Here is a 26,355-nt window from a genome sequence, read left to right as displayed (position 1 = left end):
GGCTGAGTGGTTGAAAGCACCGGTCTTGAAAACCGGCGTACGTTAATAGCGTACCTAGGGTTCAAATCCCTATCTCTCCGCCACTATTGAAAAGCCTCGCTAGAAATAGCGAGGCTTTTTTCATTTCTGATGCTTGGAAATAACTTAAAGTATTTGAATTAACCTCTTAGCCAAACATTAGCACCGATAACAACGATAACAGTTAATTACTCTTTTATTATTCAATTCCGAATAAACCTTTCTAGAACATCTAACCACTCTCTGAATATCTATAGAAGTTTGTTAAGCCTGCTTGTCGTACCCCTATTGATACAGGGCTTTTGTTAACAGAAGTGCGTTTCTATTCGCTACTGTCTTCAATGTGAGTCAGCGCTTTTAAACGGTCTCTGACTTACTGCTGATTAATATGACTATTTGCTTTAGCTTTTACAATAAACGTTATTTAAGCGTTGTATGGAGCTTTCCTCCATCGAGCTGAGTACATAACGTCAGATAGCTCATGTACTCGTATATTCTCTATATCTACCCAATATAGTTATGTTCTGCGAGTGTCGAACTGTCTTCCTAGATATTGAGGTTCAACAAATCTGCTTTGCAGAAAATGATTGAAGTAGCTTCACTTGGTTATCAATGAGATAAGGAAGTCTCGTGGGTATGAGTGACAAAAGCCATCGGTGATGGAGTCTCGTTGCTTTTAGGTGGTAGAGGAACGTTCACGTTGAAACTATGAAGGGTTTTGATAAATTGCAGGTAATAAAAAAGCCGACAGTAAACTGTCGGCTTTCTACTTTCTGAGCCGCTTAGTTGTTTTGAACTAGCGTTAGAGCTTTACGAGAGACTTCGTGAGCCGCTTTAGTTAGGTTTTGCTTCTCTAGTGTGTCTGCTAGGTAAGCATAGTCAGAAACGTCTGAGCGAAGCTTTAGCGCAACTTCGAAATGTTCTTGTGCTTCTTGCCATTTCTCTTGGCGGAAGAAGAAGTGTGCCAATGCACTTTGTGCTGCTGCATTTTCTGGTTCACGTTTCAAGACACCTTCAAGGAAAACAATCACTGGGTGGCTATCTGGTAGGTTTAGCTCTGGCAGTAATTGGTATAGTTCAGGTGTTGGGCTCTTCTTCAGTGCTTCTTTGATCACAGTGAAGGCTTCGGCATCTGCTTTGCGTGAGATGAGCTCGTGAGCAAAACAACCGATCAGGTGAGCGTCTTGTTTTACCTTACGTGGCAGACTGTTCCAGTGTGAGATAAGACCTTCGCTACCTTGTTGCTGAGCCACTTCGTGTAGCAAACCACATTGAGCTTTCTGAATTAGCCCTGCTTGCTCTTCTTCTGTGATCAGTTTGGCTTTACTTAGTTGAGGCATTAGATCGATCAGTGGTTGCCATAGCTTAAGCTGCATGTAAGTAGTCTTTTGCAGGTTAAGAACAATCGAGTTATTCGCGTACTGGCCTTTTAGTGCTTGTAACGTATCGAATGCAGACTCGAACTCGTTATCACGAATGAACTGTTTCGCGCGAGTCAACTCTACTGCTAAGTGCGCATTCTCTTGTTGGCTTGCTAGCTCTAGGTACTGGTCACGCTTTGTTTTGTCACCTTGACCCTGCGCAGCTTCTGACGCTACTAGGTAGCAAAGCAACGGCATGTCGTGATGGTTTGCCCAGCGTGTCACTTTCTTCTCGGCACCTTTCCAGTCCCCTTCAAGTAGCTTGATGATGCCCTCGTTGGTGTAACGACGAGAACGACGCATTTTACGGACGCTAAAGTAGTTCCAAGTGCTTGAGCTTGCGTAAACCAGTTTCTTGACGACATATTCCAATAGGAACAATGCAGCCAGTGCGGCAATCACAAAAATCACTAGGGTAGTGACACTCATCTCAATGGTTTTATTGGCAATTGAGATCAGGACATAGCCTTGTTGGCCTGAGAATTGAGTGCCAACGAATAGACCGGCACCAAGAACAACAAATAGGAAAATAAGACGAACCATTACTTATCCTCCGTACCTGTCATTGTGGTTACTTCACGACGTAAGCGCTCGCGAATGACATCTGATAGCTGGTTTTGACTTTCTAGTTTCGCTGGGTATTCAACTTCGATGTCTTGTTTACTCAACTGGCTCAATGATTTGTTGAACTCTTTAACTGAATTATCATCTTGGTTGAAGAATGCCATTGCCCATTTGTCCGCGGTTTCCAAAGAGGTGGTGTATATTTCCCCTTGTTCTTGGTAAACCGATTTAATCGCTGTTTCGATCTTGGCTTTGATGTTCTCTTTCAAGTAGAAGTGTTGTTGTGGTGAGAGCAACGGAATCACATTGCCATCACGTGTACGGAAGGTAATGAAGTTCTCTGAGAAGTCTTTTAGTGAGGTCATCAGGTTATCTTGCCAGTTTGCAATATCTTCTGATACTTGTTGCTTCTCAACCGCTGCAGCTTCAGGTAGTAATGCATTTGCGAGAGGCAGTTTGTCTACTTGCTGTTGTAGTGCCGTTAAACGCAATACTAGGCCATCACGGTCAACTAGTGGCACAACACGTAGTTTAGTGATGTCGTTTGCCATTGCTTTACGCAAACCTACAAGGCTGGGATCGTTTAGCGCTGCGATACGCTGGTCTGCGCTTTCCATCAATTGAGTAGCACTTTCTACATCATGCTCTAAAAACAGCTTACGACCAGCCAGTTTTACTAGATAGTCGGCTTCTGCTAACAGCCAATCGTTTGGGCGACGGCCTTTCACGTCGGCCACTGCCAATTGTAGGCTTTCAATACTTTTTCGTTGCTGACCAAGAACCACTTCAGCTTTGTGCGTTGCTGTCGTCGCTTTTTCAATAGTTTCTTCTTTTACTTGGTTTAGCTCTTGTTTCATTGCTGATTGAGCCTGCTCTAGTTGGCTCTGAAGCTGAGCGATCTGAGTTTGGTATTCTGATTGCTGTTCGAGCATTTTGTATGTCAAACCACCACCAAAAATAAGTGATAAGACGATAGCCACAGTACCCAGCTTCACGCCGCGTTTGCCTTGCTTCTCTTCAAATTCAACTTTGTTTGGTTCTGCTGGTTTGGTTGGTTCAGCAGGCTTTGAGTCTACCTTTTTAGGCTCAGATTCTTGTTGCGGTGTGTCTTTTTCAGCTAGCGGTGCCGATGCAGTTTGTTCGGAAAGGTTTTTATCGTTATTTTTTTGGTCGTTATTTTTACTTGTCATGCCTATATCCTGTGTAGCTAGGGCTGGAGAGCAGCCAGTAATTCTTGGTTGGATGCACTTCCTGTACATCTGACCTGAGAGAAGCCCCTTTGAATTGCGATGTCAGCGATGCGCTGACTGGGGATATACAACTCTTGTTGATTAAGCCAAACCAATTGTTCTGACGTCAATTGGTTGCACAAATAATCCAGTTGTTCACCACTGGTGACGATTATCTGGTCGATTTGTTGGGTTTTCCATAATGAGACACAGCTTACTGGATCGAATGGGATTAATTCTCTCTTATAAGTCTCACTATAGTTAACTTTTGCTCCGCGTCTCACCAATGCATCTTTAATCAGTTCCCTTCCTCCGTTGCCACGAAGGATTAGAACTATTTGTTTTTCTACATTGTTTAGTTCGGGAAGCTGCAACAAGTGCTCACTATCACTGACTTGTGGATAGTGTACTTTCTGTTGAGTGCATTTGCTCAAATAGTGTGCTGTTTTTTGACCAACGGCAAGGTATATAGCCTGCTTGGGCCATGATTTAGCGTTGTTCTCTAAGATTTTCTCTGCGCATCGCACCGCATGTTGGCTGACTGCAATAATAATTTGCGCATTTTCGATGTATTTGGAGAGGTGCGTATCGCTGAGATCGGCAACGATGTCGATCAATGGATGATGGATTGCAGTAATGCCGTGCCTTTCGAGCAGAGAGCAAAGCGCGATGCCTTGCTCTCCCGGCCGAGTGACCAACACTGCCATGATTATTCGTGGTCTGCGTACAGCTTGGTTAGTATGTCGCGTGCACCGCCTTCAAGTAGCTCGTTAGCCAATTGAACGCCTAGTGCTTCGGCATCGTTGCGGTGACCACGAATTTCACCACGTACAATTAAGCTACCATCAGGCTCGCCAACCAGTGCGCGTAGCCAAATGTTGTCACCGTCAAGCAGTGAGTAACTGCCGATTGGCACCTGACAACCGCCTTCAAGGGTCAGGTTCATCGCACGCTCACAACGTACGCGATCTGCCGTATCTTGGTGGTTTAGTGGCTCAAGTAGTTTAAGTAGACGTTCGTCATCCACACGACACTCAATACCTACAGCACCTTGGCCTACCGCCGGCAGCGATTGCTCTGGCTCGATAAAGCTACGAATGCGCTCTTCTAGCTCAAGGCGCTTCAGACCTGCTGCGGCAAGAATGATGGCGTCGTATTCCCCTGCATCTAGCTTACCTAGGCGAGTGCCTACGTTGCCACGTAATTCTTTGATAACTAGGTCTGGGCGGTATTCTTTTAGCTGACACTGACGACGCAGGCTACAAGTACCTACAACTGCGCCTTGTGGCAGTTCATCAATGTTATTGTAAGTGTTAGAAACGAATGCATCACGTGGGTCTTCACGTTCACAAATCGTCACCAAACCAAGACCTTCAGGGAAGTCTACTGGTACATCTTTCATTGAGTGCACCGCAAGGTCCGCACGACCTTCAAGCATCGCCACTTCTAACTCTTTAACGAACAAGCCTTTACCACCAACTTTTGCTAGCGGCGTATCCAAAATGATGTCGCCTTTGGTCACCATAGTGACGAGTTCTACCTCAAGACATGGATGAGCGGCTTGAAGTGCGTCTTTTACAAAGTGTGCTTGCCATAGAGCAAGAGGGCTTTTTCGAGTTGCAATGCGAATTGGCGTGGATTGTGTCATGGTCTTCTCAATGCTGTTTAAGTTTTGCTTAATCGTAACACTCAACGCGTGAAAATCTTAATGTTAGTTAGGCTTCTCTTGGTGTCATGAATGGAATTACATTGCATTATGGAAATAGTGTGACTGGATTCTCATTTAGACTAAGGACTATTATTAGTTAGAGGCGAATACGAGCGACACTACTGCGCTATCAATTTTGCGACTAGTGTGGGGTTTTGAAACCGCAACTATTTGCGGGTGGAAATCTTTACCAACTCTGATGAAAGTGTTAAATTGATCACGTTTTTAGACCTTTTTGGTTTAAAACATCAGCAGATTTTCGTGATTGTTCAACCAAGGAACTTCCCTTGCAGGCTTACACCCAAAAACTTATTCAGCGACTAGATAACCTGAACCAGCAACGGATCGACCGTGCGCTGGCGCTTATGGATTCGCAAAGCCAGCAAGTCTTCCACTTGATTCCTGCCTTGTTGAACTACAACCATCCTGTTATTCCTGGCTACTACGATGCTGACGTACCTTATGGTGTGTTTGGTCTAGAGCTGAACGAACTCCAACAACGATTCCTTGATGATACTCAACTGACGATTGGGCAAGCGCTTAAGACAGCAGAGCTACCTGCGATCTTAGGTTTGTACACTATGGGCAGTACCTCTTCTATTGGTCAAAGTACTTCAAGTGATTTGGATATTTGGGTGTGTATCTCACCGGAGATGGATAACGACCAACGCGAGCTGCTGACCAATAAATGCTTGCTGATCACCGACTGGGCTCAAAGCCAAGGTGTGGAAGCGAACTTCTTCTTAATGGATGAAGAGCGTTTTCGTAGCAACCATTCTGAAGAGATGACTGGCGATAACTGTGGTTCTTCTCAGCATTTATTATTGCTGGATGAATTCTACCGTTCTGCAGTACGTCTGGCTGGACAGCGTTTGTTGTGGCAAATCGTGCCTCCAGAAATGGAAGAGTGTTACGACGAGTACGTTGCACAGCTTTGTAAAGATGGCTATATCAATTGTGATGAGTGGATCAACTTTGGTCAGCTTAACCGCATTCCTGCTGAAGAGTACTTTGGCTCGAACTTGTGGCAGCTGTATAAGAGTATCGATTCTCCTTACAAATCCGTGTTGAAAGCGATCTTGCTTGAAGCTTACTCGTGGGAATACCCGCACACACAGCTTCTTAGCATCGACACTAAACGTCGCTTCTTTGCCCATGAGCCTGACTTGTACGGCATGGATGCATATTACTTGATGCTAGAGAAAGTAACGCGTTACCTAGAGCGAATCCAAGACGACACACGTTTGGATTTAGTTCGCCGCTGTTTCTACCTTAAAACCCATGAAAAGCTGTCTCGTGAACCTGATGTAGGTTCTGTAGCGTGGCGCCGTGAAGCCTTAAGCGACATGATTGCGAAATGGCATTGGGATGAATCGGTACTGGCAGAGCTCGATGATCGCCGTAACTGGAAAGTTGAACAAGTGAAAGTAGTGCACCATTCGCTACTGGATGCTTTGATGCAAAGCTACCGTAACTTGATTCAGTTTGCGCGTCGAAACGATATTACCTCTGCGATCAGCCCGCAAGATATCAGCATTCTTGCGCGTAAGCTGTACGCGGCATTTGAAGTCCTGCCGGGCAAAGTTACCTTACTTAACCCGCAGATCTCTCCAGATCTTCATGAGCCAGACTTGAGTTTCATCGAAGTAAAAGAAGGTGGAGTGAACAAGTCAGGTTGGTACTTATACAAGCAGCCTTTGATTGCACACCGTATTCTTGGTCAGCCTTGCCTTGAGCACCATGAGTATTTGAGTAAGTTGGTTTCTTGGGCGTTCTTCAACGGTTTGATTACCGAGTCAACGCGTTTGCACGCGGTGGTGCGTGAGGCGCAGTTAGACATCGATAAGTTCTACCAAATGGTGAGTGACCTACGTAACACCTTCTCGTTACGCAAGCGTCGCCCAACCATGCAAGCGTTGGGTAGTCCGTGTGAAATTAGTCAGATGGCGATGTTCATCAACTTTGAAAATGACCCAACGGCAGAGCTGTCTGGTCGCTCACTCAAAGTGGATGTGAAGAACACTGATATCTTCAGCTTTGGTCCTGAGCAAATTAATTTGGTCGGCAGTGTTGATTTAGTTTATCGCAACTCATGGCACGAAGTGCGTACACTGCACTTCAAAGGTGAAACCGCGATGTTGGATGCATTGAAGACCATTCTTGGCAAAATGCACCAAGACGCGATTCCGCCAGAATCGGTGGATGTATTCTGTTACGCGAAGAACATGCGTGGCGTGATGCGTAATATGGTTTACCAACTGTTAGCTGAGTGTATCGACTTACGTTTGAAGCCTGTTGAGCAAGAGAAACGCCGTCGCTTTAAAGCCATACGTCTTGCCAACCAAACTTATGGTTTGTTCTTTGAGCGTCGTGGCGTATCGGTTCAGAAGCTCGAGAACTCAGTTGATTTCTACCGCAGCATTTCAACCAACAAGCTGAAAGGTTCGCCGCTGTTGATGCTGGATCGTGAGCAAGAGTACCAGCTACCAGAAGTCGTAGATGGCTTTGCGAGTGAAGGTTTAGTGCAGTTCTTCTTTGAAGACACTGACGATGGTTTCAACATCTACGTATTAGATGAGTCAAACCAAGTTGAGGTTTACCACCAATTCAGTGGTTCGAAAGATGAAATGATTGCGTCAGTGAACAGCTTCTACACCTCGGTGAAAGATGACAGTCGTGTATCGTCAAAGTTCATTAACTTTAATTTGCCGCAGTACTACCAAATCATTCATCCGGAAGAAGGGAATACCTACATTATCCCTTACCGTAATGATGGCTGTACGCCAACTCGTCCAACTAAAGCGGTAAATGCGTAAAACGAATAATAAAAAAGAGCACCTCGGTGCTCTTTTTTCGTTTAGGTGACTGGTCGTCACAAATACTCATTTTGCTTATGGCCAATCAATGGTTTCGCCAGCGTGCTTTTCACACTCTTCTTTCACCATTTCAAACAGTTCCATGCCTGTTTTTGAGCAAGTCCATTTGTTCTCGAGTAGCTTGAAATGGAAGCCACCAGATTTCGACGCTAACCAAATCTCATGCATTGGCTCTTGGCGGTTAATGATGATTTGGCTGCGGTCTTCAAATTCTAATGTCATTACGTTGCCAGTGACTTCGTAATCAATGTCTGCGCCTGATTCATCGATGGATTCTTCGATGATTTGCATCTGTGCATCCACCAGTTGATGAAATTCAGTATCGTTCATCCGTCTATCCTATTGCTTTTCCTGAGTGTGGTGCGATTATAGGGGGCATTGGTTTAATAATCACGATATGCAAAATGAAAAAATTACTTACTGTGTTGTTTGTGATGGTTGCAGCGACACTGGCCGGTTGCGGCCAATCAGGCTCACTTTACATCCCAGATGACGCTCAACAAAACGAGCAGTCACAATAATCAGCCACACCTTAGGGTGAAAACAGGGTTTAGCAGTCGAATTAATTAAGGGAAGCGAATTTTGGATTACTTCAACTATCAGGATGATGGCCAGCTTTGGGCCGAAGACGTCTCACTCCACGATCTTGCCGAGCAGCATGGCACTCCTCTTTATGTTTACTCACGTGCAACGCTAGAGCGTCACTGGAATGCGTTTGATAGCGCTGTGGGTCAGCATCCTCATCTTGTTTGTTATGCAGTAAAAGCAAACTCCAACCTTGGCGTATTGAATGCACTGGCTCGTTTAGGCTCAGGCTTTGATATTGTATCGGGTGGTGAGCTTGAGCGTGTTATCGCGGCTGGCGGTGATGCGAAGAAGGTTGTGTTCTCAGGCGTTGGTAAAACGCCGGCAGAAATGAAACGCGCACTGGAGTTGGGTATTAAATGCTTCAACGTGGAATCAGAACCTGAGCTAGAGCGCTTGAATAAAGTCGCGGGCGAGCTAGGTGTGGTTGCACCGATTTCTCTACGAATTAACCCTGACGTAGATGCAAAAACGCACCCTTATATTTCGACTGGTCTGCGTGACAACAAGTTTGGCATCGCTTTTGACCGTGCTCCGGCAGTATATAAATTTGCTCAGAGCTTACCAAATCTCAATGTGCAAGGTATCGACTGCCACATTGGTTCTCAGCTGACTGAGATTGAACCTTTCATTGATGCAACAGATCGTTTATTAGCGTTGATTGATGATCTGAAAGCACAAGGCATCAACATCCGTCATCTGGACGTTGGTGGTGGTCTAGGCGTGGTATATCGTGATGAATTGCCACCACAGCCTTCGGATTACGCGAAAGCGTTGCTAAGCCGATTAGAGAACCACCAAGAGCTAGAGCTGATCTTCGAACCAGGTCGTGCGATTGCAGCGAATGCGGGTATTTTGTTAACGCGCGTGGAATTCCTAAAACACACTGAGCATAAAAACTTTGCCATTATTGATGCGGCAATGAACGACTTGATGCGTCCAGCACTTTACCAAGCATGGCAAGATATCGTGCCAGTCTCACCACGAGCAGGTGAAGCACAAACTTACGATTTGGTGGGGCCTATCTGTGAAACTGGCGATTTCTTGGGCAAAGATCGAGCGCTAGTACTGCAAGAAGGTGATCTACTCGCGGTTCGCTCTGCAGGCGCCTATGGCTTTGTGATGTCTTCGAACTACAATACGCGTACCCGAGCGGCGGAAGTAATGGTGGATGGTAACCAAAGCCATCTTGTTCGCCAGCGTGAGGAGCTGACCAGTTTGTGGCAGCTGGAACAGATTCTACCGGAGTAACACACAACAAATGCATTTCCACTTTTCCAAAATGCACGGTTTGGGCAACGACTTTATGGTCGTCGACTGCATTACCCAAAACGTGTTTTTCTCCCAAGACTTGATCCGTCGTTTGGCGGATCGTCACACGGGCGTTGGCTTTGACCAACTGCTCGTGGTTGAAGCGCCGTATGATCCAGAAACCGACTTCCACTACCGCATTTTTAATGCCGATGGTAGTGAAGTTGAGCAGTGTGGTAATGGCGCTCGTTGTTTTGCGCGTTTTGTGCGTTTGAAAGGACTGACCAATCGATACAGCATTAGTGTTAGTACCAAGAAAGGTAAGATGATTCTTGATGTTGAAGACGATGGTGATGTAACGGTAAATATGGGCGTGCCTGAATTTGAACCAAGCAAGATCCCTTTCAAAGCGAAGCAAAAAGAGAAAACCTACATCATGCGAGCAGGTGAAAAAACCTTGTTCTGCGGTGCCGTAAGCATGGGTAATCCTCATGTTGTGACGGTGGTTGATGATGTTGATACGGCTGAGGTGGAAGCGCTTGGTCCATTGCTTGAGTCACATGAACGCTTCCCTGAGCGTGTGAATGCAGGCTTTATGCAGGTAGTGGATCGCAACAACATCCGTTTGCGTGTGTATGAACGTGGTGCGGGTGAAACCCAAGCTTGTGGTAGCGGGGCTTGTGGTGCCGTTGCGGTTGGCATTTTGCAAGGTCTTCTGGACGAGAACGTGAAAGTTTCCCTTCCGGGCGGTGACCTACGCATCTCTTGGCAAGGCCCAGGCAAACCATTATTTATGACCGGTCCTGCAACGCACGTATTTGATGGTCAATTGTCGTGCTAGTTGAAGAGCAAGAGAGTCAAGTCTCAGAAGTTGAAGCGGATGCTCTGACGGCGGAAGTCGTTGCGCAGTACTTAAAAGACCATCCAGATTTCTTTGTTCAGCGTCCTGAACTGATCGACCGTTTATCGATGCCGCATGTTGATTTGGGCACAGTTTCTTTGGTTCATATTCAAATGAACCGTCAGCGTCAGCGTATTGAAGAACTGGAAGAAGAGATCACGACACTGATGTCGTTGGCGGCAAATAACGATCGCACCTTCTACGAATTCATGGATTTGCAAGGGCAAATCCTCAAGTGCGGTGACTTCAAGCAGGTCATCAACGCCATTGAACTCAAAGCCAAAGATCTTGGTTTGAAGGCGTATGTGTGCCTATTGAGCCAGTGTGATGCTGCGACTCAATTGAGTAAGGAAAGCTACCAACGTTTTGCTACCAATCACTTAAACGGAAAAGACGCTTACTTAGGCCGTTTACGTAAAGTGGATCGCGAGGCGTTGTTTGGGAATATGGATGTTCCAGAAATGGGTTCCTATGTGGTGTTGCCACTCGTGAAAAAGCAGACGCTTGGCGTACTGGCATTTTCTAGCGAGGATGGCGGTCACTTCCAACCAGATATGGACACCTTGTTTTTGCGTCACCTATCCTTAGTAGTGGCACATCTCGCTCAAACATTGGTATGGCAAAGTCACCATGACGACAACTCCCAACACTCCTCTGCCAAATAGTCTTCAAAAGCCTCTTGAACGCTTCTACGAATTCTTGCGAAGCGAAAAGGGGCTTAGCCTGCACACCCAACGCAACTACAAACAACAATTGGAAACCATGGCTCACCACTTGGCTGAGATGGGGTTGAAAGATTGGTCGCAAGTCGATGCGGGTTGGGTGCGTCAATTGGCAGGTAAAGGCATGCGTGAAGGTATGAAAGCCAGCAGCTTAGCGACGCGCTTATCTTCTCTACGCAGCTTTTTCGATTTCCTGATCCTGCGTGGAGAAATGTCAGCGAACCCAGCCAAAGGGGTTTCGGCGCCACGTAAGAAACGTCCACTACCAAAGAACCTCGATGTAGATGAAGTAAACCAATTGCTTGAAGTTAACGAGGACGATCCGTTAGCGGTGCGCGATCGCGCCATGATGGAGCTAATGTACGGCGCTGGTCTGCGTTTGGCCGAGTTGGTCAGCATTGATGTTCGTCATGTTCAATTGCGCAGTGGAGAGTTGCGTGTGATTGGTAAAGGCGACAAAGAACGTAAAGTCCCGTTCTCTGGTATGGCAACAGAATGGGTCGGTAAGTGGTTGCGTGTGCGTGGTGATTTAGCTGCGCCGGGTGAGCCAGCGTTGTTTGTGTCTAAGCTGGGTACGCGAATCTCACATCGCAGCGTGCAAAAGCGCATGGCGGAGTGGGGGCAGAAGCAATCTGTCGCGAGCCACATCAGCCCGCACAAGCTGCGTCACTCGTTTGCGACCCACATGTTGGAATCGAGCAATAACTTACGTGCGGTGCAAGAGTTATTGGGGCACGAAAACATCTCCACCACCCAAATCTATACCCACTTGGATTTCCAACATTTAGCGCAAGCTTATGATCAGGCGCATCCAAGAGCGCGTAAGAGAAACGACGACAAGTCGGATTAATCAAGGAATCCCATGAAATTCTACCGCCGTATTGCGCCTGTAAAGGCGATGACGTTTGACCTTGATGACACTCTCTATGACAACTACCCAGTGATAGTTCGTATGGAGCGTGAGTTATTATCTTGGCTTCAACACTATCATCCGGCGGTCGCTCATATGGATAAAGCCGATTGGTTTGCACTCAAGCAACGTGTCGTGCAGCTACAACCTGAGCTGAAGAGTGACGTCACTTTGTGGCGTTTAATGCAGCTCAAGCAAGCCTTCTCCCAAGTGGGTTACGATAACGAAGCGTCCCATGCCGCAGCGCAAGCCGCAGTAGAGGTTGCTTTAGATTGGCGCAACCGTTTTGAAGTACCACAGCAAAGCCTCGATGTACTTGCTGAACTTGGGCAAGAAATCCCGCTGGTAGCAATCACCAACGGCAATGTGGATTTAGATCGAATTGGTCTAACGCCTTATTTCCAACAAGTACTGAAAGCAGGGCCGGATGGTCGTGCGAAGCCGGCGCCGGATATGTTCAGTAAAACACAGCGGTTTCTGGATTTGCCAAGTGAACATATTCTTCATGTCGGTGACCACTTAGTAACAGATGTTCAAGGCGCGAAACTCGCGGGTTTTGCCGCATGCTGGTTTAATGATATGAATAAAAATGTCATTACTCAGGCAAAAACGCGAACGTTACCTGACATTGAAATCAATAACTTGCAGTCGTTACTCGCGCTTTTGTAATCGCTTTCGCATTAATCCATTCAATCTTAATTCTGACCCTAGAAAAGCCGCCTAAAGCCACGTAAATTACTCTCATCAAAGTAAAATAATAAAACCACTTTCATGTGGTGTGGCTTGATGACGGCAGTGGTAGGGTAAATGCGAGCATTCTCTCAACTGGTTCAAAATGTGGATCAGCTTAATGACTTTTTAGTCACTTCTCAGTGTTGTGCAGATAAACGTTATCTGGTGCAGCTCTTATCCACCCAATCACGCGACTCCGCCGTCTCGCTCGCACGGGCAATACTCGAAAGATTACCCAACATGCACATCATAGGTCACAGCACTCGTCACGTTATCTTGGAAGGTGAAATCATTAACCATGGCTGCTTAGTGTGTGTGATGGAGTTTGAGCAAACCACGCTCACGTCTGCGGTTCAGCATTATTCCTTCTCGCCAGATATCGATGGCTACGATCTCAAGCAAGCTTTACAGCTACAAGATAACTCCAAAGCCATTATTAGCTTTTCTGTCCAAATCGAACGCCGTGATTATCCGGTGTATCGCGTATTTGATGCCGACGGTCCGAAGGTTTCTGGCGGCTTGGCTCAAACCATCGATGACGGCTGTTGGGTTCTGCATCAAGACCAAGTTTATGACGAAGCGGTTGTCGCGGTTGCCTTGCACAGCGATACCTTGAAAACATGGACGAGTGCATATTCTGAGTGGAACCCAATCGGCATGCCGCATAAGGTTACTCACGCCAAAGGGACGCGTTTGTATCGCTTGGGCGAGCGTAAAGCGCTGGAAGTGTACAAACATTACCTTGCTGATGGGCACGACCTGACGCTTAATCAACTGCTGAATTTCCCACTTTATCGAGAATCCATTGGGCGCAAAGAGGTGTGTGCCGTGACGGAAATCCATCCCGACGGCAGCATGAGCTTTGATCGCCCTTGGTGTTTAGGTGATGAAGTGCAGTTTTGTTACAACCATCCTTCGTTAACGCTTGAGCAAGTTCGCCATGGGGTAGTGGAGCTTTCCATGCATCAGCCTGAAGCAGTGATGATTTATAACTGCGCATCGAGACTTGATTTTATTGATAGCAGCGATGAAGTCCGCGCCTTCACGGACATTTCCCACACGTCGGGCAGTTACTGCATGGGCGAGTTGTACGGCGAGAATCACCAACAAGAAATTCTGCACCATAGCCTGACTTACTTGGCGATGCGAGAAGGGGATGAAGTTACCGCGCTTAACATGCCACAGCAAGAAGTGAGCACTTCTATCTCTCCCTTGTTTAGTCTGATTCGCAATGCGATTGGCGATCTAAACAACATGAATACTCACATGGGCTATCAACTCGACCGCCAAGCGAAAAAGCTAGAACAGAGCTTCCGCCGAGATAGTCGTACAGGATTACAAAATCGCGTTGCGTTGCAAGAGCGTTTGATCAGCATTGATACCGATGAGCATTTACTGACACTTAAACTGCTTAACTTTAGCCATATCAACGAAAAGTACGGCTATCGCGTTGGCGACCAACTGTTGAAAGACTTGTCGATGCACTTCAGCAATCGCCTACGTAAACGCCTTGGTAAACCGGCTGCGCTGCAACTTTATAGCATTGGTGTTGGTGAGTGGGCGTTCTTATTTAAAGCTGACACCAGCAGTGAAGCAATCAAGCAACACTTCACTCGCTTTGCTGACGCAGTAGAGCAAACCAATTTTGAGCCAAGTGGCTTGCGGGACATTGATTACCTTTCGATCTCATTGTGTGGTGGCTTAGTTAGCCGCCGTGACTTTCCAAATGCCTCTCCAGATGAGCTACTACTAAAAGGCATCGAGGCGCGAAGAGCTGGGGTGCGAAGTAATACTCACATCTGTAACGCCAAAGATATTGAGATCAATGAAGATGTGCGAAAAGAGCAGTTGGGTTGGCTGAGCTGTGTGAGTCGTGCCATCCTCAAGCAGAACATCATCACCTACAGTCAGCCAATTGTGCATGCCTATAGCCATCGTCCCGCGAGCCAAGAGTGTTTGGTACGCATTATGGAAGAGGATGGCAGCATCATTGCGCCGGGGCGTTTCTTACCCATCATTTCTGATACGCATTTGTACACGCGTTTGAGCCGTCACATGATTCGCTCGACGCTCAACTACATGCAAGACCAGCATGGTGACTTCTCAATTAACTTGTCGCCTCAGGATCTACTCAGCGATAAAACCTTGATGTTGCTTGAACATGCTATTACCCAACTTAACGACCCAAGACGGATTGGTTTAGAAGTGTTGGAATCAGAGCAAATCAAAGATTATGGACGAATGATTGAGGTGTGCAGCCACTTTAGAAGCCTAGGCGCGCGCATCATTGTTGACGACTTTGGTTCGGGGTATTCCAATATTGATGAGATCCTCAAATTAGAGCCAGAAGTAATTAAGCTCGATGGCAGTTTGATTCGCTACATCGACAAAGACCAAAAGCAGCGCAAGATTGCCTCGCAGTTGGTGCGTTTGTGTCAGGTGTTTAACGCTAAGACTGTCGCTGAGTTCGTGCACAACAAAGAGGTGTGCGACATTGCGCAGGACATGGGGGTGGACTATCTGCAAGGTTATTATTTGGGTGAACCGACACGTTTGTTTTAATGTAGCTTTGCTCTAATTGAGCTTAAGAGCTCTAAAGTTTTGTTTCACGTGAAACAGCATCCAATAAAAAACGCAGCGTTAGAGCTGCGTTTTTTTGATTCTTAAGAATGTTAGGCTTTGAACTCGTGACCACTTTTCTCGGCTTGGAAACGAGGAAGGTATTGCTCGAAGAAGTTCAGCATCTGTTTCTGATTTTGCTCTTCACCGAGTTGCCCGAGCAATTGGGCAGCCACTTCAAAGGTACATAGATTACCTTCTTGCTGGTTGCGACGCAGTTGATATTGGGAATCTGCTTGAGTGGCTAAGCCCATCATAGCGACGCCCTCTAGCCAACGGCTTTTATTGATCATCTTGCGCGCCTCTTGCCAAGTCGCATCAAGAATGATGTACAGCGGTCGTCTGCTTTGCTCGTTAGTTTGTTGCTGCACTTGTTCAAGTGTCAGGCTCTCTTCACTTGGGAATAGCAGTACTGGCAGTAGGCTTGGATTCGCTAGCGTTTCTAATAACTCCGCTGGTGGTGTTTTTCGGTCCCAAACGACTTGAGTGACATTCAGTTGGCACTGGGCGAGCAGTTTGCCAGTGTTGGTATCGCGCGTCAGTTCATTAGGGTGCATTAACAGCATCAGCGAGTGTTCACTGCTTAACTTAGGCAGCAGTGAACAGATGCAGTTGAACTGGAAGCCACAATGTGGACAAGGCTGCGCCATTACAAGCGCACTCCATCACGAACAGGGCTGATGCCATCTGAGAACAGACGCACTCCGCTGACTTGTTCTTTGCTCGCTTTTGGCGCCAAGCTTGGGTTGATTGGGTAGCTTACGCCTGTGTATTGCATCACGTATTGCCCCGGCGTTGCGCCGCCTCCGCTGACATTGAAAATCAGGTCACGCCAGCCGTGCGAGGTTTGTTGACCAAGCATAATTGGGCTTTGTACTAGCGTCATACGGCTGTTGAAGCGCCACTCTTTCTCGTAGTTTTCGAAGACGAGTAGAGTACAACCGCCAGAGCCACACCAATCAAGTTGCACCAGTAATTCTTCATCACCATCGCCATTCAGATCGTAGGTCAGCCAACGGTATTGGTTATTGCTTGGGTTGGTTTGATTAATGAAAAAGTAGTTACGTACCGCCGCATCCACTTTTGAATTAAATTCGGCACTGGATGGCACATCAGCTGCACCAATTGGATCGTTGTTGCGCTCGGCTGCTGGTTGTTCTGTGCCTGAGTGACGCATTGTTGCTGGATATAGCACTAAACCGCCATCGGCAATGGGATAAACCAAATTGCCCACTTTCTCTTTGACTGCTTTCAGCTGGTTGCCTTCGCGAGTAAATAGGCGCTCGGTCATTAAGCGTTGTTGCTGGTGGTGAGTCATCAATACTTGAACTTGCGATGGGCTCAGTTGTTGCCAGTAGCCGCGTTCAATCAATGGGGGTTGCCCGTCTGAATAGCTGTATTTGGTTGTCGCACTGTGGTCGCTGTTAAGTGTCATTTGTACTTCAAACCCTTGCGACTGGGTTGACGTTGCTACGTAAGTGTTCACCCACTCGAGTGTTGAATCTACGTTGGCCGCCATACCGCAGCCTTGGTAGGTTTTATCGTCATGCGCTAGTGTCGCTTTCCAGCCGTAGAGAGAGTTGCTCATGGTGTCTGAACACAAGTTCTCGGTCATGCGCAGTTCGCCGTCATCCAGTTGGTAAGTACGCTGACGAGGTTGTAATTTACTGCTGTCGATTTTTAGCGTTTGTGTCGACTTGCCCATTTTCTGGAACTTGAGTGTGTTGCCTTCAAAGCTGGCAGCCCAAGACGGTTCATTACCAAATACGCGAGTAGGTTTGCTGGTCTGTTTGCAGCGATGCGGATTTTCTGTGGTGAGGAAGTTCACCTGCTCAACCACAAAGTTAGCATCGAAATCTGCAGAAAAACCGTCGACGCCTGGTGGATTGAGGTGACCAATCACTTCACCATACATGGTTTGATAAGGTTCGTTAGTGATGGCCACTGCACGTTGGATTTGTTGTGGTGACAGTTGCAGCCAGTATTGTTTGTCGCTGCCACAAGGTGTGATGTACTGGCTTTCATGCCCAATCACGACTTCACCACGCAGCATAAAGGTTTGAGGTAAGATGGTTTCTGGCTTATCTAAGGACGCAGGCGGAGTGGTTGGTGTGTCTGCATCGGACTGCTGTGGTTGTATGCTACATGCTTGCAGGACCAGCAGTGTGGCTAATGCCACTGGGTTTTTCAAAGCCTTCATGTTATATCTTCCTCATTACTCAATCTGCATCGGATGGCATTATGGCATATTGGTTATTTAAAACAGAACCAGATACCTTTTCTATTGACACGCTTCGAACCCAAAAGGTTTCATGTTGGGAGGGAGTTCGTAATTATCAGGCGCGTAATATGGTGCGCGACCAAGTTAAATTGGGTGACTTGGTGCTGATTTACCATTCCTCTTGCAAGAACGTAGGAGTGGCAGGTATTGCCAAAGTGACTCGTGAAGCGTATCCCGATCATTTTCAGTTTGACCTAGAGAGTGATTATTACGACCCGAAATCCGACCCAGAAAATCCGCGTTGGATAATGGTGGATATTGAGTTTGTGCGTAAGACTGAACGCTTGATTCCGTTGTCGGTCATGAAGGCGATGCCAGAGCTAGAAAACATGCCATTAGTGAAACGCGGCAATCGCTTATCGATCATGCCGGTGAGCGAAGAAGAGTGGCAAGCAATCCTCGGTAAAGAGAAGTTGCCGAGTCAGCGATAAAAGAAAAGGGCTGCATAGTGCAGCCCTCTGTGATTTTGCCGATAACCTGCTGTTGGTAGCCAATACAGGTTATAGCAGATGATCTTGCAGGTAGTGTGCAACCGCATCGTCGGCGTTGCTGCCGATCACTTCATTGTTTGGTAGTGCTTTCATCACTTTCTCGTGAGAGGTGCCCATCACCAAACCTTTACCCGCCATCGATAGCATTTCTACGTCGTTCATGCCGTCACCAAACGCAATGGTGTTTTCTAGTGTCAAACCAATTGATTCTGCTACTGCTTTTAGAGCGTCACCTTTAGAAACACCCGCACTCATTACTTCCAGACACCAAGGTGTTGAGAATGCGATGTTTAGTCGATCGCCAAACTGTTCACGCAGCTTCGTTTCGAAGGTAACAAGGTGTTCATGGTCTTGCGCTGGGTGGGTGAAGAACACTTTTGCAATGCCGTCAGTTGGCGCATTGTCTTGGTCGTACAACTTGTAAGTGAACTCTTCGTGGAAATCACGCAGTTGTTCGTCGTCTTTGTTCAGCAACCAGTCGTCGTTTTGGTACATGTGGATAAGTATTTCAGGATCCGTTTTGATCGTGTCGATCACCGGCTGCACCAAATCTTCTGGTACGTTCTGGCTGTACATCTCTTGATCATTCTGGTCGTGCACACGAGCGCCGTTTGAAGTGATCATATAAGCCGGAATACCTACCGTGCGACGAATGCTTGCGACGTCTACGTGGTGGCGACCAGTTGCAAAGACAAATGTGTAGCCTTGTTCATGCAGCGCTTTGAGCGTCTCTTTCGAGTAAGCGCTTAGCTGGTGGTTTGGTGCGAGTAAAGTGCCATCCAGATCTGAGGCAACGATTTTAGTGATCTCTTTGCAAGGTAGCGATGTGCTCATGAAGCCCTCGTAAACGGTTCGGATAGAGTAGAACAACGGAGCGCAGTAGATTGACTAGGTCGTACTGCTCCGAGTGCGGGGAACATGATGAAGTTTACGCCAAAATAAGGAGGAAAAAGAGGGTAAATCGCAGACCTCGTATTTCCTCTTTAATTCATTTTATGCGCTTTGAGCATGCATAAAGGAAAAGACAGCGTCCAGAGCTTGGTTACGATACTGGTCTTTTTCGAACAAAATTTCGTGCTCTGCACCAGCAATCGAAACTAGGCTGGCATTGGGGTTGGTCTTACTTAGTTTGTCGATAAAGCGTTGCTGCGCGGCGTTACTCACGATGCGATCGTTACCTGACTGAACCAATAAAACCGGAACTTTAATTTGGCGTGTCAGCAAAATACATTGCTTAGCAGCCATTAACCCTTGCCATACCCAACGTGTGCTTGGCCCCCCGACTTGCAGTTCGGGCTTGTCGTTGTATAAACCACGGAACCAATGATAGCGATCGTAGCTTTGGCTAAGGGGGTTATCTTCAAACGGTTTTGTGTAATACGCTTTATGTCCCGGAGCATAGCTAGGCTTTGTCGAAACTGCCGCTAAGATTTGGCTGACCGGAATCGCGATAGGGCTGAGATACCAAGGTAGGTTGATACCAAACATTGGGGAACTCAGAATCAAACCATCAAAGTTGTGTTCTGGATGCGTTTGCAGATAGCGCGTGGCGATCGCACCGCCCATAGAGTGGGCAATGATAAAACGCTGTTGGTATCCGCTTAAATCAAGCTGCTGCAGCACCAATTCCATATCTTCAATGTAATCATTAAAGTCATAGACGTGACCCATGTCTGAGTCTGGAATTAGGCGATCTGATAAACCTTGTCCTCGATGGTCAAACGAATACACGTCATAACCTTGTCGATATAGGTCATAGAACAGTTCTTGGTATTTCCAGGAAGCTTCAATGCGACCGTTAACGATCAGCACGGCTTTTGTGTGCTCAGGGTTGGTGAGTTTGCACCAGTAGATTTTCTTTTTCTCTGTCCCTTTTACAAAGCCTTCTTGGCGTTCTTGCCAAAGTGCTGCGATTGGACCACCTATTGCTTGCTCAAATAAAGTCTCTTGAGTATAAGTCAAAGGTGAATGGTTAATAGCCATTAGTCGATTACCTAAAGATACGTTGTTACCGCGACGTATCATCGAAGAATTATTGAGGAAATGCAATGGATACCCATGTTTGGTTAGCCTATGTGGTAACAGCAATTGTTTTTAGTCTGGCTCCGGGATCTGGTACCGTCAACTCAATCAGTAATGGTCTGAGTTACGGCACGCGTAAGTCATTGGGTGCTATCGTTGGTTTACAGATTGGTTTGGCAATTCATATTGCTTTGGTTGGCGCTGGCATTGGTGCTTTAGTCGCGCAATCGGCAACTGCATTTACTGTGATCAAATGGGTTGGTGCAGCTTACCTTGTGTGGCTTGGCATTCAAAAGTGGCGTGATACATCCGGCTTGGTTGCGACCGAAAGTCACCAAACCATGTCAGGTACCTCTCTGTTGTACAAAGCCATTCTTATCAACCTGACTAACCCGAAATCGATCGTATTCTTGGTGGCACTGTTTCCACAATTTATTGACCCAGCGAAAGACCAACTGACTCAGCTGTTGGTTTTGGGTGTGACCACAGTGACCATTGATGCGTTTGTGATGCTGGGTTACACCAGTTTAGCCGCACAAATGGGGCGTTTTATTCGCTCAGATAAGATCATGGGCAAAATTAATAAAGTATTCGGTTCAATGTTCATGGTATGTGGTGCATTATTAGCGGCAGCTAAGTAATAAGTTATAAAAAGCACAATAATTTCGAATGAAAAATGCGTATGTCGCCCGCCAGCCTATCTTTAATCGAAAAAGACAGACGCTGGGATATGAGTTGTTGTTCCGTGATGGTGAAAGTAATGCCTATCCTGCACACATCGATTCAAACAGGGCGACATACCGATTGATAGTAGAGAACTTTCTCTCTGTCGGAACCAATCCTCTGATTGCATCTTCACGATGCTTCATCAATTTTCCTCACCAAAGTTTGCTGCGTCGGCTGCCAAGAAGCTTGCCGAAAAACAAAATCGTGGTTGAGGTACTCGAAACCTGCCAACCAACCGATGAGCTGCTTGAAGCCATTCGCGAACTGTACCGTGAAGGCTATTTGATTGCGCTTGATGACTTCACGTTGACTGACGAATGGCGTCGTTTCTTACCATATGTCCATATCGTGAAACTCGATATCATGGCGATGGGGCTAAAAAAGGCATGCGACTTAGTTAAGAAGCACACTAAAAAGCGCACCAAATACCATTTCTTAGCTGAGCGAGTAGAAACCGAAGCTGAGTTTGAAGCGACCAAAGAGGCAGGCTTTAAATTCTTCCAAGGCTACTTCTTCAGTAAGCCAGAAGTGATGCAGACTAAATACGTGAGCCCCGAGCAAGTTCTGGCGCTTAAGTTATTTAGAGAAGTGTGTGTTCCCGATCCTGACTTCGACCGGATTGAAAACATCATTACCCAAGATGTCACGCTGTCGTACAAGCTACTGCGTTTTGTGAATACGCAATCGACCACGTTAGAAGTGACCATCACTTCATTCCGTCAAGCGTTGATTTATTTGGGGCAAGAGAAACTCAAAATGTTTGTCTCGTTAGTGGTAGCGTCTTATATCTCCAGCACGAAACCGCGCGAGTTATATAACTTGTCTCTACAAAGAGCACAATTCTGCGAGGCCATGTCGCGTTATCGACCTCTTTCGCATCTCAACGAGCAGGGTTTTATGGTTGGCTTGTTATCGATTCTCGATGCCATGCTCGATTTGTCTGTCGAATCTTTAGTTGGGCAGTTGCCGTTAAGTCCTTCCGTGCAGCAAGCTTTGTTGCATCGCCAAGGTGAATACGGTGCGTTACTGGCAATTGAAGAGTGCTACGAGCGTGCAGACTGGGCGGGCGTGGAGCAATTCTCTCAGCAGCTTGGGCTTTCTGTCGATGATGTGAAGTCTGAACTTGGCGAAGCCGTGCGCTGGAGTCAGACCTTTTCTGGCGCCTAATCTGATCAAATATTAAACTTTTATTACAGTCGAGCACGATCGCTTGACGGCATCCTATTTTTAAATAAATATATGCGCATATCCATATATAGGTATGTAGCTATGCTTCCACATCAGTTCTTCAAACTTCTTTCCGACGAGACTCGTGTGCGTTGCTTAATGCTGGTGGTTCGTGAAGGGGAAACCTGTGTTGGTGATTTAGCCCATGCGCTGCAAGAAAGCCAACCAAAGATTTCTCGCCATCTGGCTCAGCTAAGATTAAATGGTATTTTAGTTGATAAACGCCAGGGGCAATGGGTGTACTACGAGCTGTCAGATCAATTACCGGGATGGATGCAAAAATTGATTGATGACTTGGTGGCCTCGAACTGCTTAAAGCAAGAGTACCAAGACGATATTTCACGTTTGCAAGACAAAGCTCGTGCAGCGTGCTGTTAACCAGCGAAAGCTTAAAGGTAGAAGATTATGACGATTAAAGTAGGTATTAACGGTTTCGGTCGAATTGGTCGTTTGGCATTACGCGCAGCGTTTAATTGGCCAGAGCTAGAGTTCGTACACATCAACGATGTAGCGGGTGATGCTGCGACTCTTGGCCACTTACTTGAGTTCGATTCAGTTCAAGGTCGTTGGAACCATGCAGTGCAAGTTGAAGGCACAGACATGGTGATCAACGGTAAGCGCATTACGACTTCACAAGAGCGTGATATCGATGCTGTGAACTGGGGTCAATGTGATGTTGTGATTGAAGCAACGGGCGTTCATCGCAAAACCTCATTCCTAAACAAATACCTAGAACAAGGCGTAAAACGTGTTGTTGTTAGCGCACCAGTAAAAGAAGACGGCGTAGCTAACATCGTAGTGGGTGTGAACGACCACATCTTCGACCCTGCTCAGCACCGCATCGTAACCGCAGCGTCTTGTACAACGAACTGTATTGCACCAGTAGTGAAAGTGATTCACGAGAAACTGGGCATTGAACAATCGTCATTCACAACGATTCACGATTTAACTAACACACAAACGATTCTGGATGCGCCGCACAAAGACCTACGTCGTGCACGTGCATGTGGCATGAGCCTGATCCCAACCACAACGGGCAGTGCAAAAGCGATTGTTGAAATCTTCCCTGAGTTGAAAGACAAGATTAACGGTCACGCGGTTCGTGTTCCTCTAGCAAACGCCTCACTTACTGACATCATTTTTGATGTGAAACGTGATACCACGGCAGAAGAGGTTAATGCACTACTGAAAGAAGCTTCTGAAGGCGAGCTAAAAGGCATCCTTGGCTTTGAAGAGCGTCCGTTGGTTTCTATCGATTACAAAGGCGACCAACGTTCAACGATCGTTGATGCGCAATCAACCATGGTTGTGGGTTCTCGTATGGTGAAGATTTACGCTTGGTACGATAACGAAATGGGTTACGCGACGCGTACTGCAGAATTGGTTCGTAACGTTGGTATGGCATAAGGAGTTTTAAGATGTCTCATCCTACATGGCAATTAGATTTAGAAACGGGCGCTTTGGTACTGACTCCATGTCCTGGTACTAAAGGTGTTGAACTGCAAGCTTCGCTAGAGCAACTAAAAGCGCAAGGCGTAGAAGCGATTGTTACTGCTCTGGATAATGCTGAACTAGCAGCAAAAGACGTGTCTGCGTTGGGTGAATTGACTCAACAACTGGGCATGAAATGGTTCCAAATTGAGATTGAAGATGACTGTGCTCCGGGCGAAGAGTTCGCGGCAAAATGGTCACAAGCGAGTCCTGAACTGCATGCGATTCTAGCTCAAGGTGGCAAGGTTGCAATGCACTGTATGGGTGGCTCTGGTCGCACAGGTTTGTTCGCTGCGCACCTACTGCTAGAGAAAGATTGGGCGCTAGAAGACATCGTACGTGAAGTGCAAGCGCTGCGTCCTGGTGCTTTCACAAAGCCAGTACAAGTTGAGTACATCGAGCGTGTGGCTCAAAACGCTTGATCAGCTTATCGGGCTTTTGGAACATCATGATCTAAAAGCTCTCTTTATGCCGTAATGGCTTACCAATTTATGTGATTCTTGCTTACTGATGTTATGTTTAACTCATTGTTTATTCATGAATAATATTTAAACTCCTCATCAGTTCTTGTTTCACAATTTAGCGCCAGTACTGAGATGGCTCAATGCTGGTGTTCAGGTCATAGAGCATTTGGAACATCATGATCTAAATGCTCTAAACGCTGTACATCTGAGGTCGTTATGATTTCAAAACTAAGTAAAAGTATCCGTCAGTATATGCTGGTGACGTTCAACTATTGGAACTTCACTGTGACGGATGGTGCACTCCGTATGCTGGTGGTGCTTTACTTCCATGACTTAGGCTACTCAAGCTTAGCCATTGCTTCGCTGTTCCTTTTCTATGAATTTTTTGGCGTAGTGACCAACTTGGTTGGTGGCTGGCTAGGTGCTCGACTTGGTTTGAACAAAACCATGAACGTCGGCTTAGGGATGCAGATTTTTGCCTTGCTGATGTTGGCAGTGCCCAATGCTTGGTTGACCATTCCTTGGGTAATGGCGGCGCAGGCAATTTCAGGTATTGCCAAAGACTTAAATAAGATGAGTGCCAAGAGCGCGATCAAAACTTTGGTGCCAGACGAGCAGCAAGGTGCACTTTATAAGTGGGTTGCGATCTTAACGGGCTCGAAGAATGCGCTGAAAGGTGCGGGTTTCTTTGTTGGTGGTTTGTTGCTGTCGGCGTTTGGTTTCCAAACTTCGATGGTCATCATGGCAAGTGTGCTGGCTGTTGTGTTTGTATGCAGCTTGATCTGGCTAGAAGCGGATATGGGTAAGGCGAAGAGCAAACCTAAGTTCCGTCAAATTTTCTCTAAGTCAGAATCGGTGAACATTCTTTCCGCTGCACGTATGTTCCTATTTGGCGCTCGTGATGTGTGGTTTGTTGTTGCTCTTCCGATTTACCTTGGCAGCGTGTTTGGTTGGGATCACCTGATGGTAGGCGGCTTCCTTGCTGCTTGGGTGATTGCTTACGGATTCGTTCAAGGTTTTGCGCCTCGTATTACCGGCAAAGCGCAAGGTCGAGTGCCAGATGGTAGCGCGGCATTAATTTGGGCAGGTATTCTAGCCGTCATCACTGGTGCGATTGCTTATGGCGTGCAAATCGGCTGGCAGCCAGAGCTTGTTATTGTCGTGGGCTTGATGATTTTCGGCGCTGTGTTCGCAGTGAATTCATCTCTGCATTCTTACCTGATTGTTAGTTATGCGAAAGGCGATGGAGTATCACTGGATGTTGGCTTCTACTATATGGCGAATGCGATGGGACGTTTGATCGGTACGGTTCTGTCTGGTTGGATTTACCAAGAAGCGGGTCTAGCGGCATGTCTGTGGGTGTCATTTGCTTTCTTAGCACTAACAACGCTAATTTCTATCAAGCTACCAAAGGCCAAAGTGGCTACGGCTTAAATCGGCTTACGACTTAGAAATAAAAAATGGCTCCGCTTTGGGAGCCATTTTTGTTTTTACGATTCAGTATCGCAAATCAGCAAGTCTTGCTTATGGGCAAAGACGACCTTGTTGTGCAGGTTGCGTCATTTCCATATCACCTTTCAGTGAGCGGTAAACGATGGTGTTCCATACTTCACCATTGTCCATTTCGAATTCAATGGCGTAGTTAAGACCATTCACCACTTGAGTTCGTACGCTTAAGATCTCTTTTAGCTTAGCTGCGGTGTTCATCTGACCAAGTACAAAGTCGAGTGCTTGCTGAGCTTCAGGTGTTACTTCACCTTGTGACCAGCCGCCAGCAAGGTTTTCAGCGCTGCAGATAGGGTTCGCTTCCGATTGCGATTGTGTTGGTGCCACGGTCTCTTCCTTTTGATTACATCCAGCTAAAGCCACTACACAAACCAGTGATGCTAATAATGTTTTCTTCATAAAGACCTCTCTTAATAATCTGTTCAGCATCCTAATGGAATAAATCGGTTAAATCTGTTTCATATCCGAGAAAGCTTAGGGCTGCTGATCTCATTTGTACAATGAGATTTGTGACTACCTATTTTGAGCTATGCTGATTTCTGGTGTATGGAAGAGAAAGGAAGTTGCGGTGTAATCTGTTGATGCAGTTCTCCCCAGAACGATTAACAGAA

25 protein-coding genes are annotated in these 26,355 nt (G+C 46.6%); 15 read left to right on the top strand and 10 right to left on the bottom strand.

Annotated features, from left to right (window positions below; translation table 11 throughout):
• Positions 1 to 800 precede the first annotated feature (800 nt).
• The 4 genes from VJL_RS22415 to hemC are packed head-to-tail and all read right to left on the bottom strand — an operon-like array spanning position 801 to position 4,880.
• A complete protein-coding gene (locus VJL_RS22415; RefSeq protein WP_038881550.1) occupies positions 801 to 1,982 on the bottom strand; it encodes a heme biosynthesis protein HemY in 1,182 nt (393 codons plus the stop codon).
• Positions 1,982 to 3,193: a uroporphyrinogen-III C-methyltransferase gene (locus VJL_RS22410; protein WP_038872495.1), complete on the bottom strand. Its 1,212-nt coding sequence runs from the start codon at positions 3,191 to 3,193 to the stop codon at positions 1,982 to 1,984. Before VJL_RS22410 ends, VJL_RS22415 begins: the two co-directional genes overlap by 1 nt.
• A gap of 17 nt (positions 3,194 to 3,210) precedes the next feature.
• Entirely contained in the window at positions 3,211 to 3,939 is a 729-nt protein-coding gene (locus tag VJL_RS22405; RefSeq protein ID WP_038881548.1) for a uroporphyrinogen-III synthase, read from the bottom strand.
• A 2-nt stretch (positions 3,940 to 3,941) separates the two neighbouring features.
• Positions 3,942 to 4,880: a hydroxymethylbilane synthase gene (hemC, locus tag VJL_RS22400; protein WP_038881546.1), complete on the bottom strand. Its 939-nt coding sequence runs from the start codon at positions 4,878 to 4,880 to the stop codon at positions 3,942 to 3,944.
• Between the two features lie 347 nt (positions 4,881 to 5,227).
• Here hemC and VJL_RS22395 point away from each other — a divergent pair, with 347 nt between their 5' ends.
• Positions 5,228 to 7,756: a class I adenylate cyclase gene (locus VJL_RS22395; protein ID WP_038881543.1), complete on the top strand. Its 2,529-nt coding sequence runs from the start codon at positions 5,228 to 5,230 to the stop codon at positions 7,754 to 7,756.
• A gap of 75 nt (positions 7,757 to 7,831) precedes the next feature.
• Here VJL_RS22395 and cyaY read toward each other — a convergent pair whose 3' ends face one another.
• Positions 7,832 to 8,146, bottom strand: a complete 315-nt coding sequence (gene cyaY / locus VJL_RS22390; RefSeq protein ID WP_038872506.1) for an iron donor protein CyaY — start codon at positions 8,144 to 8,146, stop codon at positions 7,832 to 7,834.
• Between the two features lie 74 nt (positions 8,147 to 8,220).
• Here cyaY and lptM point away from each other — a divergent pair, with 74 nt between their 5' ends.
• From lptM to VJL_RS22355, 7 genes are all read left to right on the top strand, one after another.
• The gene (gene lptM, locus VJL_RS30560) at positions 8,221 to 8,337 is read left to right on the top strand and encodes an LPS translocon maturation chaperone LptM (protein WP_005533626.1); all 117 of its coding nucleotides are present in this window, start codon (positions 8,221 to 8,223) and stop codon (positions 8,335 to 8,337) included.
• A gap of 61 nt (positions 8,338 to 8,398) precedes the next feature.
• Positions 8,399 to 9,652 carry a diaminopimelate decarboxylase gene (gene lysA, locus VJL_RS22380; protein ID WP_038881541.1) on the top strand — a complete coding sequence of 418 codons (1,254 nt, stop codon included), beginning with the start codon at positions 8,399 to 8,401 and terminating at the stop codon, positions 9,650 to 9,652.
• Positions 9,653 to 9,662: 10 nt separating this feature from the next.
• Positions 9,663 to 10,493: a diaminopimelate epimerase gene (dapF, locus tag VJL_RS22375; RefSeq protein WP_038872510.1), complete on the top strand. Its 831-nt coding sequence runs from the start codon at positions 9,663 to 9,665 to the stop codon at positions 10,491 to 10,493.
• Entirely contained in the window at positions 10,487 to 11,218 is a 732-nt protein-coding gene (locus tag VJL_RS22370) for a DUF484 family protein (RefSeq protein ID WP_038881540.1), read from the top strand. Before dapF ends, VJL_RS22370 begins: the two co-directional genes overlap by 7 nt.
• Positions 11,184 to 12,125, top strand: coding sequence for a tyrosine recombinase XerC (gene xerC / locus VJL_RS22365; RefSeq protein WP_038881538.1), 942 nt, complete (start codon positions 11,184 to 11,186; stop codon positions 12,123 to 12,125). Before VJL_RS22370 ends, xerC begins: the two co-directional genes overlap by 35 nt.
• A gap of 12 nt (positions 12,126 to 12,137) precedes the next feature.
• The gene (gene yigB, locus VJL_RS22360; RefSeq protein WP_038881536.1) at positions 12,138 to 12,854 is read left to right on the top strand and encodes a 5-amino-6-(5-phospho-D-ribitylamino)uracil phosphatase YigB; all 717 of its coding nucleotides are present in this window, start codon (positions 12,138 to 12,140) and stop codon (positions 12,852 to 12,854) included.
• A 138-nt stretch (positions 12,855 to 12,992) separates the two neighbouring features.
• Positions 12,993 to 15,479 carry a bifunctional diguanylate cyclase/phosphodiesterase gene (locus VJL_RS22355; RefSeq protein WP_038881534.1) on the top strand — a complete coding sequence of 829 codons (2,487 nt, stop codon included), beginning with the start codon at positions 12,993 to 12,995 and terminating at the stop codon, positions 15,477 to 15,479.
• 110 nt (positions 15,480 to 15,589) lie between these two features.
• Here the strand turns inward: VJL_RS22355 and VJL_RS22350 are convergent, their stop codons facing one another.
• Positions 15,590 to 16,186, bottom strand: a complete 597-nt coding sequence (locus tag VJL_RS22350) for a tRNA-uridine aminocarboxypropyltransferase (RefSeq protein WP_038881532.1) — start codon at positions 16,184 to 16,186, stop codon at positions 15,590 to 15,592.
• Complete coding sequence (locus VJL_RS22345; RefSeq protein ID WP_038881530.1) at positions 16,186 to 17,736, bottom strand: COG3650 family protein; 1,551 nt, start codon at positions 17,734 to 17,736, stop codon at positions 16,186 to 16,188. The genes VJL_RS22350 and VJL_RS22345 overlap by 1 nt, the downstream gene beginning before the upstream one ends.
• A 41-nt stretch (positions 17,737 to 17,777) precedes the next feature.
• Between VJL_RS22345 and VJL_RS22340 the strand changes: the two genes are divergently transcribed.
• Complete coding sequence (locus VJL_RS22340; protein ID WP_038881527.1) at positions 17,778 to 18,248, top strand: EVE domain-containing protein; 471 nt, start codon at positions 17,778 to 17,780, stop codon at positions 18,246 to 18,248.
• A 69-nt stretch (positions 18,249 to 18,317) separates the two neighbouring features.
• On the opposite strand, the gene VJL_RS22335 is transcribed toward VJL_RS22340, so the two are convergent.
• Positions 18,318 to 19,142 (bottom strand): Cof-type HAD-IIB family hydrolase, encoded by an 825-nt coding sequence (locus VJL_RS22335; RefSeq protein ID WP_005438534.1) that lies wholly within the window; start codon positions 19,140 to 19,142, stop codon positions 18,318 to 18,320.
• A 159-nt stretch (positions 19,143 to 19,301) separates the two neighbouring features.
• Positions 19,302 to 20,291: an alpha/beta fold hydrolase gene (locus VJL_RS22330; RefSeq protein WP_038881525.1), complete on the bottom strand. Its 990-nt coding sequence runs from the start codon at positions 20,289 to 20,291 to the stop codon at positions 19,302 to 19,304.
• Positions 20,292 to 20,356: 65 nt separating this feature from the next.
• Here VJL_RS22330 and rhtB point away from each other — a divergent pair, with 65 nt between their 5' ends.
• The 6 genes from rhtB (at position 20,357) to arsJ (ending at position 25,672) form a co-directional block, all read left to right on the top strand.
• On the top strand, positions 20,357 to 20,971 hold the full coding sequence (rhtB, locus tag VJL_RS22325; RefSeq protein WP_038881523.1) for a homoserine/homoserine lactone efflux protein: 615 nt from the start codon (positions 20,357 to 20,359) through the stop codon (positions 20,969 to 20,971).
• A 28-nt stretch (positions 20,972 to 20,999) separates the two neighbouring features.
• A complete protein-coding gene (locus tag VJL_RS22320; protein ID WP_038872529.1) occupies positions 21,000 to 22,223 on the top strand; it encodes an EAL and HDOD domain-containing protein in 1,224 nt (407 codons plus the stop codon).
• 102 nt (positions 22,224 to 22,325) lie between these two features.
• Positions 22,326 to 22,661 (top strand): metalloregulator ArsR/SmtB family transcription factor, encoded by a 336-nt coding sequence (locus VJL_RS22315; protein WP_038881521.1) that lies wholly within the window; start codon positions 22,326 to 22,328, stop codon positions 22,659 to 22,661.
• Positions 22,662 to 22,688: 27 nt separating this feature from the next.
• Positions 22,689 to 23,690 (top strand): ArsJ-associated glyceraldehyde-3-phosphate dehydrogenase, encoded by a 1,002-nt coding sequence (locus VJL_RS22310; RefSeq protein ID WP_038881518.1) that lies wholly within the window; start codon positions 22,689 to 22,691, stop codon positions 23,688 to 23,690.
• Positions 23,691 to 23,701: 11 nt separating this feature from the next.
• Complete coding sequence (locus tag VJL_RS22305; protein WP_038881516.1) at positions 23,702 to 24,196, top strand: cyclin-dependent kinase inhibitor 3 family protein; 495 nt, start codon at positions 23,702 to 23,704, stop codon at positions 24,194 to 24,196.
• A 258-nt stretch (positions 24,197 to 24,454) separates the two neighbouring features.
• A complete protein-coding gene (gene arsJ / locus VJL_RS22300) occupies positions 24,455 to 25,672 on the top strand; it encodes an organoarsenical effux MFS transporter ArsJ (RefSeq protein ID WP_020197735.1) in 1,218 nt (405 codons plus the stop codon).
• Positions 25,673 to 25,762: 90 nt separating this feature from the next.
• Here arsJ and VJL_RS22295 read toward each other — a convergent pair whose 3' ends face one another.
• Complete coding sequence (locus tag VJL_RS22295) at positions 25,763 to 26,143, bottom strand: cystatin domain-containing protein (protein ID WP_009705158.1); 381 nt, start codon at positions 26,141 to 26,143, stop codon at positions 25,763 to 25,765.
• Between the last annotated feature and the right edge of the window lie 212 nt (positions 26,144 to 26,355).

The organism is Vibrio jasicida CAIM 1864 = LMG 25398, from assembly GCF_000400365.1.
GTDB lineage: Bacteria > Pseudomonadota > Gammaproteobacteria > Enterobacterales > Vibrionaceae > Vibrio > Vibrio jasicida.
The sequence above is the reverse complement of the archived record's forward strand: the minus strand, read 5'-3'. Positions and strand labels throughout refer to the sequence as shown.

Coding starts and splice junctions, on each gene's coding strand:
- hemC (WP_038881546.1), bottom strand. CDS start 4,880: ATGACACAATCCACGCCAATTCGCATTGCAACTCGAAAAAGCCCTCTT.
- VJL_RS22415 (WP_038881550.1), bottom strand. CDS start 1,982: ATGGTTCGTCTTATTTTCCTATTTGTTGTTCTTGGTGCCGGTCTATTC.
- VJL_RS22305 (WP_038881516.1), top strand. CDS start 23,702: ATGTCTCATCCTACATGGCAATTAGATTTAGAAACGGGCGCTTTGGTA.
- VJL_RS22295 (WP_009705158.1), bottom strand. CDS start 26,143: ATGAAGAAAACATTATTAGCATCACTGGTTTGTGTAGTGGCTTTAGCT.
- VJL_RS22405 (WP_038881548.1), bottom strand. CDS start 3,939: ATGGCAGTGTTGGTCACTCGGCCGGGAGAGCAAGGCATCGCGCTTTGC.
- VJL_RS22335 (WP_005438534.1), bottom strand. CDS start 19,142: ATGAGCACATCGCTACCTTGCAAAGAGATCACTAAAATCGTTGCCTCA.
- yigB (WP_038881536.1), top strand. CDS start 12,138: ATGAAATTCTACCGCCGTATTGCGCCTGTAAAGGCGATGACGTTTGAC.
- VJL_RS22310 (WP_038881518.1), top strand. CDS start 22,689: ATGACGATTAAAGTAGGTATTAACGGTTTCGGTCGAATTGGTCGTTTG.
- lptM (WP_005533626.1), top strand. CDS start 8,221: ATGAAAAAATTACTTACTGTGTTGTTTGTGATGGTTGCAGCGACACTG.
- VJL_RS22320 (WP_038872529.1), top strand. CDS start 21,000: ATGAAAAATGCGTATGTCGCCCGCCAGCCTATCTTTAATCGAAAAAGA.
- dapF (WP_038872510.1), top strand. CDS start 9,663: ATGCATTTCCACTTTTCCAAAATGCACGGTTTGGGCAACGACTTTATG.
- arsJ (WP_020197735.1), top strand. CDS start 24,455: ATGATTTCAAAACTAAGTAAAAGTATCCGTCAGTATATGCTGGTGACG.
- VJL_RS22330 (WP_038881525.1), bottom strand. CDS start 20,291: ATGGCTATTAACCATTCACCTTTGACTTATACTCAAGAGACTTTATTT.
- rhtB (WP_038881523.1), top strand. CDS start 20,357: ATGGATACCCATGTTTGGTTAGCCTATGTGGTAACAGCAATTGTTTTT.
- VJL_RS22345 (WP_038881530.1), bottom strand. CDS start 17,736: ATGAAGGCTTTGAAAAACCCAGTGGCATTAGCCACACTGCTGGTCCTG.
- VJL_RS22350 (WP_038881532.1), bottom strand. CDS start 16,186: ATGGCGCAGCCTTGTCCACATTGTGGCTTCCAGTTCAACTGCATCTGT.
- VJL_RS22355 (WP_038881534.1), top strand. CDS start 12,993: ATGCGAGCATTCTCTCAACTGGTTCAAAATGTGGATCAGCTTAATGAC.
- xerC (WP_038881538.1), top strand. CDS start 11,184: ATGACGACAACTCCCAACACTCCTCTGCCAAATAGTCTTCAAAAGCCT.
- VJL_RS22340 (WP_038881527.1), top strand. CDS start 17,778: ATGGCATATTGGTTATTTAAAACAGAACCAGATACCTTTTCTATTGAC.
- VJL_RS22410 (WP_038872495.1), bottom strand. CDS start 3,193: ATGACAAGTAAAAATAACGACCAAAAAAATAACGATAAAAACCTTTCC.
- VJL_RS22315 (WP_038881521.1), top strand. CDS start 22,326: ATGCTTCCACATCAGTTCTTCAAACTTCTTTCCGACGAGACTCGTGTG.
- cyaY (WP_038872506.1), bottom strand. CDS start 8,146: ATGAACGATACTGAATTTCATCAACTGGTGGATGCACAGATGCAAATC.